Annotated in this window: 19 protein-coding genes; 12 read left to right on the forward strand and 7 right to left on the reverse strand. The window is 38.0% G+C overall.

What is annotated here, in order from left to right:
• Positions 1 to 78 precede the first annotated feature (78 nt).
• A complete protein-coding gene (locus tag ACFQ4X_RS05655) occupies positions 79 to 309 on the forward strand; it encodes a hypothetical protein (protein ID WP_379833615.1) in 231 nt (76 codons plus the stop codon).
• Positions 310 to 352: 43 nt separating this feature from the next.
• Here the strand turns inward: ACFQ4X_RS05655 and ACFQ4X_RS05660 are convergent, their stop codons facing one another.
• On the reverse strand, positions 353 to 793 hold the full coding sequence (locus ACFQ4X_RS05660; RefSeq protein WP_379833617.1) for a DUF1885 family protein: 441 nt from the start codon (positions 791 to 793) through the stop codon (positions 353 to 355).
• A gap of 214 nt (positions 794 to 1,007) precedes the next feature.
• Between ACFQ4X_RS05660 and ACFQ4X_RS05665 the strand changes: the two genes are divergently transcribed.
• The gene (locus tag ACFQ4X_RS05665; protein WP_066289017.1) at positions 1,008 to 1,307 is read left to right on the forward strand and encodes a DUF3055 domain-containing protein; all 300 of its coding nucleotides are present in this window, start codon (positions 1,008 to 1,010) and stop codon (positions 1,305 to 1,307) included.
• A gap of 112 nt (positions 1,308 to 1,419) precedes the next feature.
• Positions 1,420 to 1,542: a GapA-binding peptide SR1P gene (locus tag ACFQ4X_RS05670; RefSeq protein ID WP_077361557.1), complete on the forward strand. Its 123-nt coding sequence runs from the start codon at positions 1,420 to 1,422 to the stop codon at positions 1,540 to 1,542.
• 33 nt (positions 1,543 to 1,575) lie between these two features.
• On the opposite strand, the gene ACFQ4X_RS05675 is transcribed toward ACFQ4X_RS05670, so the two are convergent.
• The gene (locus tag ACFQ4X_RS05675) at positions 1,576 to 3,051 is read right to left on the reverse strand and encodes an aminotransferase class I/II-fold pyridoxal phosphate-dependent enzyme (protein ID WP_379833619.1); all 1,476 of its coding nucleotides are present in this window, start codon (positions 3,049 to 3,051) and stop codon (positions 1,576 to 1,578) included.
• 349 nt (positions 3,052 to 3,400) lie between these two features.
• On the opposite strand from ACFQ4X_RS05675, the gene ACFQ4X_RS05680 reads away from it, so the two are divergent.
• Positions 3,401 to 4,363, forward strand: a complete 963-nt coding sequence (locus ACFQ4X_RS05680; protein ID WP_379833620.1) for an NAD(P)H-dependent flavin oxidoreductase — start codon at positions 3,401 to 3,403, stop codon at positions 4,361 to 4,363.
• Between the two features lie 109 nt (positions 4,364 to 4,472).
• Here the strand turns inward: ACFQ4X_RS05680 and ACFQ4X_RS05685 are convergent, their stop codons facing one another.
• Positions 4,473 to 5,096 carry a YktB family protein gene (locus tag ACFQ4X_RS05685; protein ID WP_379833622.1) on the reverse strand — a complete coding sequence of 208 codons (624 nt, stop codon included), beginning with the start codon at positions 5,094 to 5,096 and terminating at the stop codon, positions 4,473 to 4,475.
• Positions 5,097 to 5,263: 167 nt separating this feature from the next.
• Between ACFQ4X_RS05685 and ACFQ4X_RS05690 the strand changes: the two genes are divergently transcribed.
• Positions 5,264 to 5,452, forward strand: coding sequence for a hypothetical protein (locus tag ACFQ4X_RS05690; RefSeq protein WP_066289027.1), 189 nt, complete (start codon positions 5,264 to 5,266; stop codon positions 5,450 to 5,452).
• Between the two features lie 110 nt (positions 5,453 to 5,562).
• A complete protein-coding gene (locus tag ACFQ4X_RS05695) occupies positions 5,563 to 6,357 on the forward strand; it encodes an inositol monophosphatase family protein (RefSeq protein WP_379833623.1) in 795 nt (264 codons plus the stop codon).
• 233 nt (positions 6,358 to 6,590) lie between these two features.
• On the opposite strand, the gene ACFQ4X_RS05700 is transcribed toward ACFQ4X_RS05695, so the two are convergent.
• On the reverse strand, positions 6,591 to 6,761 hold the full coding sequence (locus ACFQ4X_RS05700; protein ID WP_379833625.1) for a DUF5325 family protein: 171 nt from the start codon (positions 6,759 to 6,761) through the stop codon (positions 6,591 to 6,593).
• Positions 6,762 to 6,917: 156 nt separating this feature from the next.
• On the opposite strand from ACFQ4X_RS05700, the gene typA reads away from it, so the two are divergent.
• The 3 genes from typA to ACFQ4X_RS05715 all read left to right on the forward strand — a co-directional run bounded on the left by typA (position 6,918) and on the right by ACFQ4X_RS05715 (position 9,405).
• Positions 6,918 to 8,753 (forward strand): translational GTPase TypA, encoded by a 1,836-nt coding sequence (gene typA / locus ACFQ4X_RS05705; protein WP_379833626.1) that lies wholly within the window; start codon positions 6,918 to 6,920, stop codon positions 8,751 to 8,753.
• A gap of 79 nt (positions 8,754 to 8,832) precedes the next feature.
• The gene (locus tag ACFQ4X_RS05710; protein ID WP_245802029.1) at positions 8,833 to 9,111 is read left to right on the forward strand and encodes a YlaH-like family protein; all 279 of its coding nucleotides are present in this window, start codon (positions 8,833 to 8,835) and stop codon (positions 9,109 to 9,111) included.
• Positions 9,112 to 9,126: 15 nt separating this feature from the next.
• Positions 9,127 to 9,405 carry a hypothetical protein gene (locus ACFQ4X_RS05715; protein ID WP_379833628.1) on the forward strand — a complete coding sequence of 93 codons (279 nt, stop codon included), beginning with the start codon at positions 9,127 to 9,129 and terminating at the stop codon, positions 9,403 to 9,405.
• Between the two features lie 430 nt (positions 9,406 to 9,835).
• On the opposite strand, the gene ACFQ4X_RS05720 is transcribed toward ACFQ4X_RS05715, so the two are convergent.
• Positions 9,836 to 10,036 carry a YlaI family protein gene (locus ACFQ4X_RS05720; RefSeq protein WP_130295805.1) on the reverse strand — a complete coding sequence of 67 codons (201 nt, stop codon included), beginning with the start codon at positions 10,034 to 10,036 and terminating at the stop codon, positions 9,836 to 9,838.
• A gap of 434 nt (positions 10,037 to 10,470) precedes the next feature.
• A complete protein-coding gene (locus ACFQ4X_RS05725) occupies positions 10,471 to 11,106 on the reverse strand; it encodes a YhcN/YlaJ family sporulation lipoprotein (RefSeq protein ID WP_379833630.1) in 636 nt (211 codons plus the stop codon).
• 138 nt (positions 11,107 to 11,244) lie between these two features.
• Between ACFQ4X_RS05725 and ACFQ4X_RS05730 the strand changes: the two genes are divergently transcribed.
• The gene (locus tag ACFQ4X_RS05730) at positions 11,245 to 12,579 is read left to right on the forward strand and encodes a PhoH family protein (RefSeq protein ID WP_379833631.1); all 1,335 of its coding nucleotides are present in this window, start codon (positions 11,245 to 11,247) and stop codon (positions 12,577 to 12,579) included.
• Positions 12,580 to 12,630: 51 nt separating this feature from the next.
• Here the strand turns inward: ACFQ4X_RS05730 and ACFQ4X_RS05735 are convergent, their stop codons facing one another.
• Complete coding sequence (locus ACFQ4X_RS05735) at positions 12,631 to 13,134, reverse strand: peptidyl-prolyl cis-trans isomerase (protein ID WP_379833633.1); 504 nt, start codon at positions 13,132 to 13,134, stop codon at positions 12,631 to 12,633.
• A 142-nt stretch (positions 13,135 to 13,276) separates the two neighbouring features.
• Here ACFQ4X_RS05735 and ACFQ4X_RS05740 point away from each other — a divergent pair, with 142 nt between their 5' ends.
• Together ACFQ4X_RS05740 and ftsW are read left to right on the forward strand one after the other, a co-directional pair.
• Positions 13,277 to 13,546 carry a YlaN family protein gene (locus ACFQ4X_RS05740; RefSeq protein ID WP_379837052.1) on the forward strand — a complete coding sequence of 90 codons (270 nt, stop codon included), beginning with the start codon at positions 13,277 to 13,279 and terminating at the stop codon, positions 13,544 to 13,546.
• A gap of 199 nt (positions 13,547 to 13,745) precedes the next feature.
• On the forward strand, positions 13,746 to 14,906 hold the full coding sequence (gene ftsW, locus ACFQ4X_RS05745) for a putative lipid II flippase FtsW (RefSeq protein WP_379833634.1): 1,161 nt from the start codon (positions 13,746 to 13,748) through the stop codon (positions 14,904 to 14,906).
• Positions 14,907 to 14,914: the final 8 nt, after the last annotated feature.

The following is a 14,914-nucleotide window of genomic DNA, read 5'->3' on the forward strand; positions in this document are numbered from 1 at the left end:
ACAAGGGGTTTTTTGATTTCCTCATATAATACGAATCTCTTCATAACATTTAGTATAAAGGTGTACATGGAGGATGTTATGAACGTATTTTTGTGTGTTATCATTCAAATTTTGGTATGGTGCGGATATTCTCTCGTTCTTTATCTGTCGCATCATGATCATTCTTTTTATGAAACGGTGCTCTTAGTTATGTTTTCTTATTTTAATTTTCTTATTGCTATGAGGTTTATTACAAATAAAACGGCTGGAGTAAATTTAACCATTTTTTTTACTGTAATCTATGTTGCAGGCAGAATAATGTTTTTATGATTTTGGTTTTTCTTTTGACAGAGCTTTTTGTTGAAGAAAGAGTTTACTTTTTAGGGTAATAATACATTATCCTGCCGTTAAAGAGATGAAGTTCACCTTTTAATTTCGTCGCTAAAAACTTACAGAATTCATTCGCTTTTCCTTTATCTCCATGAGTTGAAATATCTGTAAGAGATACTTGAATATAGCATTGCTGATTTTCTGAAGAGTCTGTTTCAACATCTTTTTTTTCAAAACCGACTCCAATCAAAATATATCTGTTTTTTCTTGGATCAATTCCTTTTAAATAGAACCATTCGTTGTTAGCTTCTTCTTTCTCCTCAATCGTATAAGGAAAAGCGGCTTCAGAGTATCCCCATGAAAGCTGTTCCCCTGTTTTAGAAGTGATTGATTTGTAATAATTGAACATATCTTTAATTTCATCTATCGTAACAACTTGTTTTTCAGAAGCAGGAACAAGCTTTATGTATGCATTTTGGGACATTCCAACTCACTCCAGTTAGTCATTTTTAACAATATTTGTTCATAGAATAGTTTATCATATTTCAAGAAGATTTTGACAATATAAGTTTAAAATCCATTTAAAAAGGGAATTACTCTTACATCAATTTTGAACTTAACAGAGTATCCAGTCATTAAATACCAGGTTTGAACAACCCGATCGATGAACAATGTTTTATCATACGAGGAGGGATAGCATGGAATGGTTTGAAAAATTGTATGACGAGAGTGAGTCCGTTAAGGTTAGGTTTGTAGGTTTTACAACAGATACGGTGAGATATGATTTTGGTATTGTGTACACAAATATGTTTTTCGGAAAACCGCTGGTCGTGTGTATGCAAACAGGCAGATCAGCGCTGCTTGACTCGAATGATATGCGAAACCTTGAGTATATTAAACAGGTATTTCATATAAAGAGCTTAAAAGAAGCTGAAGATTTAGCGCTTTTCTTTGAAGAAGCTGTTCCTCATCTTCCCGTCATCGAACAATATGATTAATGAGCACAATTTTTTAATGTGTTATACTAAAAGGGTTGACAAACGAATTGTGACATAATATTATACAGATATAAACGTAAGCGCTTTCAAAATGCGAAGGGAGATGGAACGGATGGGAGTAATCATTTGCCAAACGTGTGAGACAACAATTGAACATTTTGAAGAGGAAAAGGTAACAACATTGTATTCTAAAACATGTCCGCATTGCCAAGAGCAAGCTAAATTAAACAAATAAAAGAAGACCTGCTGAGGTCTTCTTTTTTTTGTACTATCTAATCGCTACTTGTTCTTGAATAACTTTAAGATAATTTAAATTGGCATCTTCAGGACCTTGAACAGGCAAGCCTGCTTCTAGGTTCTCTTTTATATATGCAAGGTTTTCTTTTGTAATGATTTCTCCAGGGATGAAGATTGGAATCCCTGGCGGATATACCATAACAAATTCTGCAATGATTCTTCCTGCTGATTCTTCAAATGGAACACTTTCTGTATTTGCATAAAAAGCATCACGCGGAGAGAGGGCAAGAACCGGAATATCAGGGACGTGTACCGGCAAGGATTTAATCTCTTCCGTTTTTGAGGAGCTTTTTTCATTTGAAAGCTTAGTTAATGCTTCAACCAGGATCATAGTGTCTTTTTCATGATCGGCAGTAGTAATCAGACACAAAATGTTATACAGATCCGATAATTCTACCTCAATGTTGTAATTATCTCGAAGCCATGTTTCAGCTTCATAACCTGTAATTCCAAGATCTTTTACAGATATAAGCAGTTTAGATGGATCGTAATCGAATGTCGCCGAAGTACCAAGCTTTTCTTCACCTACACAATACAGGTTTGGTATTTCGTTTATTTTCTCCCTCGTTTGGTTTGCGAGGCGAATCGTTTTTTCAATTAATGTATACCCTTCAGTTGCTAAACGTCTGCGTGCAGCATCCAAAGAAGCTAAAAGGATATAGGAAGTAGATGTTGTTGTCATCATACTTAATATGGTTTGAACACGTTCAGGCGAGACAAGTCCTTCTTTAACATTTAAAATAGAACTGCCGGTAAGTGACCCTCCAAGTTTATGAACACTTGTTGCAGCCATATCGGCACCAGCCTGCATAGCTGACAATGGCATATGGTCATGAAAATGGATAAGGACACCATGTGCTTCATCGACAAGGACAGGTACATTAAATCGATGAGCAACATTAACAATACCTTTTAAATCTGCAGCAAAACCAAAATAAGTTGGGTTAATTACAAGAACCGCTTTTGTATCAGGGTGCTGATTCAACGCTTTCTCAACGCTGTCAGGTGTAATCCCATGTGAGATCCCTAATTCAGGATCGATTTCCGGGTGGATAAAAATAGGGGTTGCACCAGAAAAAACGATTGCCGTCATAATAGATTTATGCACATTTCTCGGAACAAGAATTTTATCCCCAGGAGAAACGACGGACATGATCATCGTCATTATAGCGCCGCTTGTACCTTGAACAGAGAAAAAGGTATGATCTGCACCAAACGCTTGTGCTGCAAGATCTTGAGCTTTTTTAATCATGCCTTTTGGGTGATGAAGGTCATCGAGTGGTGTGATATTTATTAGATCGATTGAAAGAGCATTAGGTCCAATAAAATTCTTGAACTCTTCATCCATACCTTGGCCCTTTTTATGACCGGGAATATGGAATTGCAATGGGTTTTTGTTTGCATGTTCACGCAAGCCTGTAAATAAAGGAGTTTCATGTTGAGACAATTTATACTACACCTCATCTATAATTAACTTAAATTTTTCATTTATTTAGGGCTCTTTTTCAAAGAATGTTGCTGTTGGTATTTTTATTTTCTGCATTGATATGTTGATTGTAGTGCAAGGTGCGAGACTCCTGCGGGATCAGCGGGACAGGTGAGACTCCTAACTGCGCAAAGCGCAGAGGAGGCTCACCGCTCGACCCGGGGAAAGCGAGCATCCTGGAACGGAAATCAACTACCTCCAAAAGCATCAAAGTTTGCTAACACAGCCTTTATTTATAAAACAAAAGAAGTATAACAGAAAATGCATGAAGATGTAAGTAGATGATTTAATTTTCAGGAGGAGAGATCATATGTTTAAAACACGTGTAACAACTTTGTTAAATATTGATTTACCGATCATTCAAGGGGGTCTGGCATATTTAGCATATTCAGATCTTGCTGCAGCCGTTTCTAATGCAGGAGGACTGGGACAGATTACAGCTATGTCGCTTCCAAATAGTGATGCATTGAGAACCGAAATCAAAAAAACGAAGCAGATGACATCACGGCCGTTTGGAGTGAATTTTGCAATTGGACAGCATGGAAGAACTTATGAGGAACAACTGGAAACAGCTATTGAAGAGGGTGTAAAAGTTATCAGCATAACAGGCGGAAATCCTGCACCTGTTTTAAAAAGATTAGAAAATACAAGCATAAAAACACTTGTGCTGGTCTCTAGTAAACGCCAAGCGATAAAAGCTGAACAGCTTGGAGCTGATGCCGTAATGGCTGTTGGTCAGGAAGGCGGAGGACATATCGGAAAAGAGGATACGGGTACCTTTGTTTTGATTCCCCAGATAGCAGAGAGCTTATCGATACCAGTTATCGGTTCTGGCGGGATCGTTGATGGAAAAGGAATGATGGCTGCATGTGCTCTTGGTGCAGAAGGGATAGAAATGGGGACAAGGTTTATTGCAGTGAAAGAATGCGTACATGCTCATCCAGCCTATAAAAAATGGATACTCGAAAGTTCCGAAAACGATACGGTTGTAATCAAAAGAAAGTTAGGTATGCCAGGCAGGACACTCAATACACCTTTTGCATTAAAAATTGTTGAAGAAGAAAATAAAAACGGATCTTATGAGCATCTAAAAGATTTTATCAGCGGGGAAGCGAATCAGAAATTTATTTATGAAGGAAAGAGTGACGAAGGATTTGGATGGGCTGGTCAAGGAGCTGGGAGGATCAATGAGGTTATATCTGTTAGTGAATTGTTCCAGCAAATAAAAGAAGAAGCAAAAGCTGTCCATCAAAAATGGAACAGCCTTTTCTAACACTTTTCTTACAATAGAGATACATACCCATACATTTATGCAGTAAGGCAATATACTAGTGGTAAGAAGCAGCTGAACTTCTGCTTCCTGCCACTTTTTTTTATTACAGTTACTTCTTCAAGTTGTATAGAGGTAAAAGGGTTTGAAATGTCTCGGAGATTCGTGTGTACCATTCGTCTTCCGACATATTAACAGCTTCATCTTTTGAGATATGAACACCGCAAAGCAATTCGGCTTTTTTAACAGAAATTAGACGTTCAGCCATTTCCTTTAATCTTTCCTTTTTTACTTCGCTATGCTTATAGCTATCTGGCTTTGTATGATCGTCAGACCAAACAAAGGAATCGGGAATCTCCTTTTTTACCTTACTAAGTTTCTTTAGAAAGGTTTTGCCATACGAATCCTTTATCGGTGACTCATATATAAGAGCAAACCAGATAAAAACATGTGTTTCAAATAATCCAATCTGAAAATGTGGCAGCATTTTGTACCCTCTTTTATTTGGAGCAAAAGCTACCCATGTATCTTTTGGCGGATTTACAGTGCGTCTTGCGTGTTTAGCTACATGATAGAACATTTCCTCCCCTGTTAAACCTGTAAGTTCATCAGCATACTTAGCGCCAAGCACCTCGAGTTTAGGTCGTATATGGGTAATGATTTGATCCATACGCTGCTCAAGACCATCTGTCTTAAAAACATTAAAATCCTGCTCTTTAAATCCAGTGAATGTCATGAATGTTTCCTCCTGATTATAAAACGATACAAAAAAAGTTTATCACAGAAGCTGTTTTATAAAAAAATGTTTGCATTAGATTCCGCAAAGTGCCGTTTCACTATACCTCAGTCCTTCATAAAATATATAAAACATGAAAACGAAAAAAGAAAGGATGTGCCAGCGATATGAAACAAGTAATGAATACCTTAAAAAGAACGGATGCAGAAAGAAGAATTCCAGTTTTAAAACTTGAGATTGACTATGAATTAGCTACCTTGTTTGATGCCTTAAAATCAAAAGATCAGAAACAAATCAATGATTCTAAACGTAAGCTCGAAAGATTAAGGCTGGAGCTCGTGAGACTTGAGGCATGATTCAAAGAAATAGCGGGTAGCAAAAACGAATCCATCATGAACGGATGGTTCGTTTTTTTGTGAACAAGTCGGAATTGGCATATACTATAGGAAAGGCAAGGGGTGAGACGATGGAAAAAGAAAAGTGGAGAAAGATTGAACAGTTAGCTAAAGCTTGGACGATTGAAGCCGCAGAGCTGTTACAAGAATCGTTTGAAAATACATTGACGATTACATATAAATCACATATTGCTGACCTCGTCACAAATATGGATAAGAATATCGAAAAGTTTTTTATTGATAAAATACAAAAAACATTCCCAGAACACAGGGTCCTAGGTGAAGAAGGGTATGGGGATGATATCCAAGATAAGTCGGGTATTATTTGGATCATTGACCCTATCGACGGAACTACAAATTTTATTCATCAGCAATCAAATTTTGCTATCTCTATCGGCATCTATGAAAACGGATCGGGAAAAATGGGTTTGATATATGATGTTGGAAGCAAAAATCTCTATTTTGCTAAAGATGGAGAAGGTGCTTATTTAAATGATTTAAAACTTTCTAAGTTAGATAAGGTAACACTTTCTGAAGCGGTTGTTGGAGTGAATGCTACTTGGGTTGGTCCAAACAAAAGAATTAATCACGAGAACGTACAGGAAATCGTAAGAAAATCCAGAGGAACACGTTCGTACGGTTCTGCTGCAATTGAACTAGCTTATGTGGTATCCGGCAAACTGGATGCTTATATGACAATGAGATTGTCTCCATGGGATTTTGCAGCTGGTCTAATTCTTCTGAATGAAGTAGGAGGGATTGCAACAAATACTGATGGTAAACCGATTCAGCTGCTCGAACAAAACAGCATCTTAGCAGCTAAGCCTGGCTTGCATGAGGAGATATTAAAACATTTAATACAGTAATGCTGTTTTCCAAAAGATTGTTGCTAATGGATAAAGCCTTCCTTGCCCTGTTGCTTGTAACTGAAGGAGCGAGACTCCTGCGGGAACAGCGGGACAGGTGAGACCCCGCAGGCGCAAGTAGCGCCGAGGAGGCTCACCGCACGCCCCGCGGAAAGCGAGCTCCTGGAGTGGAAATCAACCACTTCATACATCAGCAAAGGTTACAAAACACCCAAAAAGAAAGAGAGCCTTCTTTATGAACGCTCTCTTTGTTTTTTCTTTAATGAAAATCCAAATCCCATCAAAATGAAAACGGAAATGATGGATATGATAAAAATAAGTAAACTTTTTTCGCCGATAGCCACACCCACTCCGCATATAGCAAGAGCTGTTAGAAAGGCAATAATAAAGAAAACTCCGTTCATGATGACCTCCAAATGTAAATAAATCAGTCGATGCTGCATAATAAGTGTAACGAATTTACATAAAAAGAAAAAGCCTTTAAATAAATTTGTGATATAATAGTCAAGTTGAACAAAAAAAGATCAGAAAAAGAGATAGGATATAAGGAGAGAATAATTTTGAATAGAAGAGATGATTTACGCAATATAGCGATTATCGCCCACGTTGACCACGGAAAAACAACACTAGTTGACAAACTGCTTCATCAATCAGGTACATTCCGTGATAATGAACAGGTTAATGAACGTGCAATGGATTCCAACGACTTGGAACGTGAGCGCGGGATTACGATCTTAGCTAAGAACACAGCAATTAACTATAACGAGAAGCGCATTAACATTATGGATACACCAGGACATGCCGACTTCGGTGGTGAAGTTGAACGTATCATGAAAATGGTTGATGGTGTACTACTTGTTGTCGATGCATATGAGGGATGTATGCCTCAAACTCGTTTCGTACTGAAAAAAGCATTAGAGCAAAAATTAACACCAATCGTAGTTGTTAACAAAATTGACCGTGATTTTGCACGTCCAGAAGAAGTAGTAGACGAAGTAATCGATCTATTTATTGAACTGGGTGCTGAAGAAGATCAATTAGAATTCCCTGTAGTTTATGCATCTGCACTTAAAGGGACAGCAAGTATGGATCCAAGCAAGCAAGATGAAAACATGACAGCATTGCTTGATACGATCATTGAAACAATTCCTGCACCAGAAGATAACAGTGCTGAGGCGCTTCAGTTCCAAGTTACAATGCTTGATTACAACGACTATCTTGGCCGTATTGGTATTGGTCGTGTGTTCCGCGGTACAATTAAAGTTGGACAAGCAGTATCTTTAATGAAGCTTGATGGATCAGTGAAAAAGTTCCGTGTTACTAAATTGTTTGGTTTCCTTGGTTTGAAGCGAATTGAAATTCAAGAAGCAAAAGCCGGAGATCTTATTGCAGTATCCGGAATGGAAGAGATCAACGTTGGTGAAACAGTATGTCCAGAAGGCCAAGAAGAAGCACTTCCTGTTCTTCGTATTGATGAACCAACTTTAAAAATGACATTCCTAGTAAATAACTCACCATTTGCTGGTCGTGAAGGTAAATATGTAACGAGCCGTAAAATTGAAGAGCGTTTGATGTCTGAATTAGAAACAGACGTGAGCTTGCGTGTTGAAAATACTGATTCTCCAGATGTTTGGACAGTTTCTGGACGTGGTGAGCTTCACCTTTCAATCTTAATTGAAAACTTACGTCGTGAAGGATTTGAACTTCAAGTTTCAAAACCTGAAGTAATCGTTCGTGAAATTGATGGTGTGAAATGTGAGCCTGTAGAACATGTTCAAATTGATATTCCTGAAGAATACACAGGTGCAATCATGGAATCATTAGGTGACCGTAAAGGTGAAATGAAAAACATGGTTAACAATGGTTCAGGCCAAGTACGTCTTGAATTCATGGTACCAGCTCGCGGATTGATCGGTTATACAACAGAGTTCTTAACACAGACTCGCGGATATGGAATCTTGAACCATACGTTTGACAGCTATCAGCCGATGGTTGCTGGAAACGTTGGCGGACGTCGTCAAGGTGTACTGGTTTCTATGGAAAACGGTAAAGCGTCACAATACGGAATCATGGGTGTTGAAGACCGCGGTACGATTTTTATTGAGCCAGGTACAGAAGTTTACATGGGAATGATCGTTGGGGAACATACTCGCGAGAACGATATTACTGTAAACATTGTAAAAGTGAAGCAGATGACAAACATGCGTTCAGCTAACAAAGACCAGACTGTAACAATGAAAAAACCTCGTGTTATGTCGCTTGAAGAAGCATTAGAATACTTGAACGATGATGAGTATTGCGAAGTTACTCCAGAGAGCATTCGTCTTCGTAAAAAGATTTTAGATAAGAACGAACGTGAAAGAGTAGAGAAGAAAAAGAAACTTGCTCAAGGCTAAACTTAACTTTTAAGAAGCGGGAGTGGGAATCGTGAAAGAACAAGAAATTATGAAAGCGACAGGTGAAGATTCGTCCTCAATGGCTTTGCTGTTGGGTATTGAAAATGACCCTGTCAGAGCTTTCTTGCTGTTGTATTTAATCATTACAGTGCTTAGCATAATTGTTTTTAAGTTAGGATTCGCAAAAAAACTGCCGCCTTTAAAATCAGCATTGATTTATCTGTTTTTAATTATCGGCTGTATGCCTTTAGCATTCTTTGGAATTGGACTTCCCGTAGCTGAAGGATTGATAGTGGCAGCACTTATCCTGATTATTTACAAAGTAAGATTATATCAAAGCAAAAAAGAAAACGGCTAAAACAGGGGGGTCAGCATGAAACTCGTCGATGCTCTTTCCAATTGGCTAAGCATAAAAAAAGTGCATGAAGAACGTCCCGATGATTTGGCTGCCGAGGATACTTTTGAATTTTTTAGTGAGATATTAAGAGAAGATCACCAAGTAAAAATACAATCTGTTTCCATTCAAGGACCGTTTTACATCGTCTTATTCGAAGCGGGCGGCGTTGAACAAACAGAGCGATTTTTTGTTGATGCAGTGGATGCTTTATACGAAGGAATTCAAAATGAACCAAGGTTTAACGAGGAGTGCTGATTAGTCAGCGCTCCTTTTTTTATGCAGAACTGAAACAAAGTATCCGATTAGGACAGCAAATAAAAGGTGTCCGGTAAACCAAAGTGTAAATGGCAAGATATAAGGAGGATGGAAAGGCTTTGAAACAGCGATTTGATAAAGAGGAAAAAAGGTAAAGGACATAATTGTATTTATGATTAAAGAAATAAAGATTGGTTGATTAAATCTTGCAGACAAAATATCAATAACTGCGACCAAAATCACCGATATCACTAAATGCGATACGAACTGAATCAGGAAAGAATAAATGATGTAATCAGGTAAAGGCAAAAAGTCAATATTAACCAAAAAAGTATAAAGGTTAATCTCAAATCCTTGTTCTATTGCATAAAAAAAACAAGCCAGCAAGGCGCCGGCAATTGTACCATATAAAGTCCAATCCGATAAACGGTTACCAGTCATTGTTCGTATCTGGACTTCTGTATAAAGTAAAATTACCTGTAGCTTCCCGCTGGGCAGTTTTTCTAGTGATTCGCTCTTTGCATGGTTCGCACATAAAGGTGTGTATCGGTCTATTTCGTAATTTCTTTGCAAGTGAACATTCATTTTCAATAACTTCAATATTATCGCATAATACGCATTTTACACGCATCGTATTTCACCTCTTTCAAACAGTATACCATAAAGAAAATTGTAAATTAAGTAAAGGAATTGAAGCAATATAGAGGATCATGGTGGTCATTGTATTTTTCAAGAGGATTTTTTTAAGGCTGTGCGTCTGAAACCGACAAAATATATGAAATCCTCGTTATATGAGATGGGAAAAACTCAAATCACATAAAAAATAGTGTTCATCACATAAATAATGATGCTCATCACTTAAAAAAGGTAGAACATCATATAAAAATGACCCATCATCATACAATTTACCAATTTAAGGGAATTATTATCCGTATGATAAAAGACTCTCGCTACTTCCTGACAGTACCTTCGTAAAGCGAGCATCAAGCGGGAATTAAAAAACCTTTCATAAAAAAGACTGACAAGGGAAGTTGTTGAAATTATCCCTCATCAGTCTCATTAATATCAGCTTTCATTCAAACGCTGCGGCTGATTTTTATCTGCTTTTTCTTGCTTTTGTTGATTATTTTTCAGCTGACGTTCTTCTTTTTCTGAAAGCTGGCTGTTATTTGTTTCTGTCGGAGAAGGCTTTTCCGTTTGAAGGCTGTGTGGAACTTGCGGCATTAAACGGCCTACGATTCCTGCTAATTCATTAGCGATTCCCCCGATAGGATGCCCCTGGCGTATCTGTTTTCCCATTTGCCGCAGTCTTTCAACAACATCAGGATCGGCAGTTATAACAGCATTTTTGCCATTAGGATCGTTTTTAAGTGCTTCTGCAACGGAATATTTAATCGATCCAACTCGTGAATTATCAAGCTTCCGGTCTACATCTATACCTACAACGGCATATGGGCCTAAGACAACAGCTGTAGCATCTTCAACACCAGGAATTCCTGTAGCCAGTCCGACAAGATGCCGTGATACTTCCTGAGAGCCTTTTGGCTGATCGGGTTTCTTGCTTTCAGCAGATTGATTTACTTTAGTAAGACGGGGAGTATTTTTATCAGCTTGCTGTGCATTATCGTTATTTTTTTCGTTCATGCAGCCAAATAGAACAAAAATTGCGCTTAAGACTGCAACTATTCGTAATGTTTTCAATGAATATCAGTCCTTCCAAGTCATTTTCGTTATTTTTTGTTCATTCTTCTAACTTTATTCCTTCACACATACATTTTTAATAGGCAGTCCATAAAAATGCACTTAATAGATAGGATTACATTTAAGTCAGGAGGCTGAATGTTGAATAAACGATATGTCCTAGATACAAACGTGCTTTTGCAGGATCCTTATTCCATACAATCTTTTGGAGACAGTGAAGTGATCATACCTGCTGTAGTTTTAGAAGAAGTGGATTCCAAGAAACGTTATATGGACGAAATTGGGAGGAATGCAAGAGAAGTTTCCCGTTTAATTGACCGTGTAAGACAGAATGGTAAACTGCATCAAGGTGTTCCACTTGAAAATGGGGGTAAACTTCGTGTTGAGCTTAACCATAAATCTTTTCGAAGGCTTCAGGAAACGTTTGTTGAACCTACAAACGATAATCGGATATTAGCTGTTACTTTGAATTTAAAACAAGAAGAAGAGGCCAAAAAGAGCGGTGTGAAAGTGATACTAGTTTCAAAAGATGTATTGGTCCGAGTAAAGGCAGATGCTCTAGGTATAGATGCAGAAGATTTTTTAAGTGACAGGGTTATCGATAAGAATGACCAGACATATACGGGCTATAAAGAAATTTATGTACAAGGAGAACTTCTGAGTAAATTTTATGAGAAGAATGAACTTCAGCTTATCGAACTTACAGGACACTCCTTTTACCCCCATCAATTTGTCATCTTGAAAGATGTATTCAGGTCATCCGTTTCTGCTCTTGGGAAAGTAGACGAGTTCGGTAAAACTCTTAAGCCCCTGCGTTATGATTCAGAGCAGATCTGGGGAATCCGGGCTAGAAATGTACAGCAAAAAATGGCATTTGAACTTTTGCTGCGAAAAGACCTTCCGCTAGTTACACTGATTGGAAAAGCAGGCACAGGAAAGACGCTGATAACACTGGCTGCAGCATTGCTTCAGACAGAAGATTTGAAGGATTATATCAAATTATTTATTGCACGCCCAATAGTACCCGTTGGAAAGGATATCGGTTATTTGCCAGGAGAAAAAGAAGAAAAACTTAAGCCGTGGATGCAGCCGGTCTATGATAATCTCGAATACCTGTTCAATACAAAAAAGCAAGGGGAACTGGAAAAAATTCTTGCTGGCATTGGCTCTATCCATGTTGAAGCACTCACTTACATCAGGGGGAGAAGTCTGCCGGATCAGTTTATTATTATAGATGAAGCTCAAAACCTGACTAAGCATGAAGTAAAAACGATTCTTACAAGGGTAGGGGAAGGGAGTAAAATTGTTTTGCTCGGTGACCCTCAGCAAATTGATCATCCTTATTTGGACGAATTTACAAACGGACTGACATATGTGGTGGAAAAGTTTAAAGACCAGTCAGTCAGCGGGCACGTGCGGCTGGAAAAAGGTGAACGTTCTTCATTGGCACAAATTGCAGCAGATCTGCTGTAACCGAAAAAGACAGCTCCAAAAGAGCTGCCTTTCATTATTTCTGTTTGTTTTTTAGAGAAGAGTGATTGCTGTAATGCGCTTAATTGGGTTTTCTTTGTTGCTTCCGTCACCAAAATAAAAGTGAACAGGTCCATCTGTTTTTAATGGTTTCCCGTTTTCGGAAAAAGCCAAATAACCATCTTGAGCTTCTTTAAGTGTGATTTCTACATTTCCGTCCCCTGATTCAATGAGTACTCTTTCTGCGTCAGGGTGCGGTTGTGCATTATAGATAAAATAAGATAAAGATATAGCGAAGGAACTTGTAAGAAGAGTTTCTTTTAAAGTTGCCTTAGGTTTTTGCTTATCTTTTTCAGAAGGAGGGATAGCACCTTCCTGTAATTCTCTGTCCCAGTGAGCAGAAACGTCCTTTAAATATTTCTCTTGCTCGCTTTCTTTGTCTCCTTGCTTATCGAACAAAGTGTTCAGATCTTCTTTTCTATCATCAAAAATCCAGACACCTGGATCTAAAGTCAGCGGGTAGTTTACCTTCCCTTTAAGTGCAACTATAAATTCCATATGTACCTCCTTGATTTGAAAACACTATTAAAAGCATAGCATGATTATGTGAATACTGTAATATGTTGATTTTTTTTAGACAAACCTTTATATTTAAAGGTAGAAATTCGTGCGAACGGAGGGATGATCATTGTCAGCTGAGATGGCAACTGGACATCGGGAAAGGGCATTTGAACTCTTAAAAGCAGATGCAGACAAAATCCTGAAATTAATTGAAGTTCAAATGGAAAACTTAACAATGCCACAATGTCCCCTCTATGAGGAAGTATTGGATACGCAAATGTTTGGTTTATCCCGTGAAATAGATTTTGCAGTCCGCTTAAATCTTGTAGAAGAAGATGCGGGCAAACAATTATTAGAGTCGCTCGAAAAGCAGCTTACTGCATTGCATGATGCTTCTATGAAAAAATGATTCACAGCCAGTCCGAAAAACATTTGGACTGGATTTTTTTATATTTATAAAGAAGTATTCATTTTTTAATCAAAAACTGATAAAACGTTACGAAATAATATGTTTAAGAGAATGTCGCCGGGCTGAATCAATAAGAAAAAGATTTTATGTGTTACAATATCTAATAATTATGAATTTAGAGAGGAGAAAGGTGGACAACGTGAAAAAAGCAGTAAGACCCTATGACTATTCTCTTTTAGTGGCCGTACTTTTATTGTGCAGTACTGGTTTAGTCATGATATACAGCGCGAGTATAGGGGTAACAATCAATAAATACGATTATAGCAGCAGTTTCTTCTTCACCAGACAGCTCATCTTTTTAATCGCAGGAATAATTTTCATGTACTTTACAATGAGATTTAACGTTCAAATCTACAAAAAATTAATGCTGCCCATCGTACTGATATCCATAGGAATACTTGTTGCCGTATTACTATTTGGCCGGGAAGTAAATAATGCAAAAAGCTGGTTATACATAGGACCTGTTGGAATTCAGCCTGCAGAGTTCATTAAATTAACTCTAGCCATGTACTTGGCCGCAATCTATTCAAAAAAACAAGGAAAAATGCATGACTTTAAAAAAGGTGTCATACCTCCTCTTAGTATCTTTGCAATAATGTTTATTTTGATCATTTTGCAGCCGGATCTAGGAACAGCACTGATTGTCGCAGGTGTAGCGGGAATTATCCTTTTCTGCTCAGGTATTAAATTTAAACATATTTTTTCGATGGCAGCATTAGCCGGAATTGTGGGACTCGGGATTTACTTTCAGCTAAGTGATGAACAGCTTTCACGGTTTGATGCAGCTTATGCACCATTTAAAAATCCAGCGGGTGATGGATATCAGCTAGTTAACGGCTATATTTCTATTGCAGCTGGCGGTTTAACGGGCAGCGGTCTAGGACAAAGTATTCAAAAGTACGGCTTCTTGCCTGAACCCCATACTGATTTCATTATAGCGATCATCGCAGAGGAATTAGGTTTCATAGGAGTGTTTTTAATTATTGCTCTTTTAGGGTATATCGTATTGAGGGGATTCTGGATAGGTATGCAGAGCGACGACACATACACGAGCCTCCTTGCTTTCGGAATATCTGGGATGATTGGTATTCAGACAGTTGTTAACTTAGGAGCAGCAGTAGGCTTATTGCCTATTACTGGTGTCCCGCTTCCTTTTATATCTTATGGTGGATCTTCCCTTCTCTTGTTTCTGACATCGATGGGGATTCTAATAAATATTTCTGCAAAAGTAAAACTGAATAAGAAAGTGCCTGACAAACAACCGAATGTAAGAAACAAAAGCTTAAAAGCAATCATGTAACGGTAAAA

The organism is Fictibacillus halophilus (assembly GCF_042680145.1).
Classification (GTDB): domain Bacteria; phylum Bacillota; class Bacilli; order Bacillales; family Fictibacillaceae; genus Fictibacillus; species Fictibacillus halophilus_A.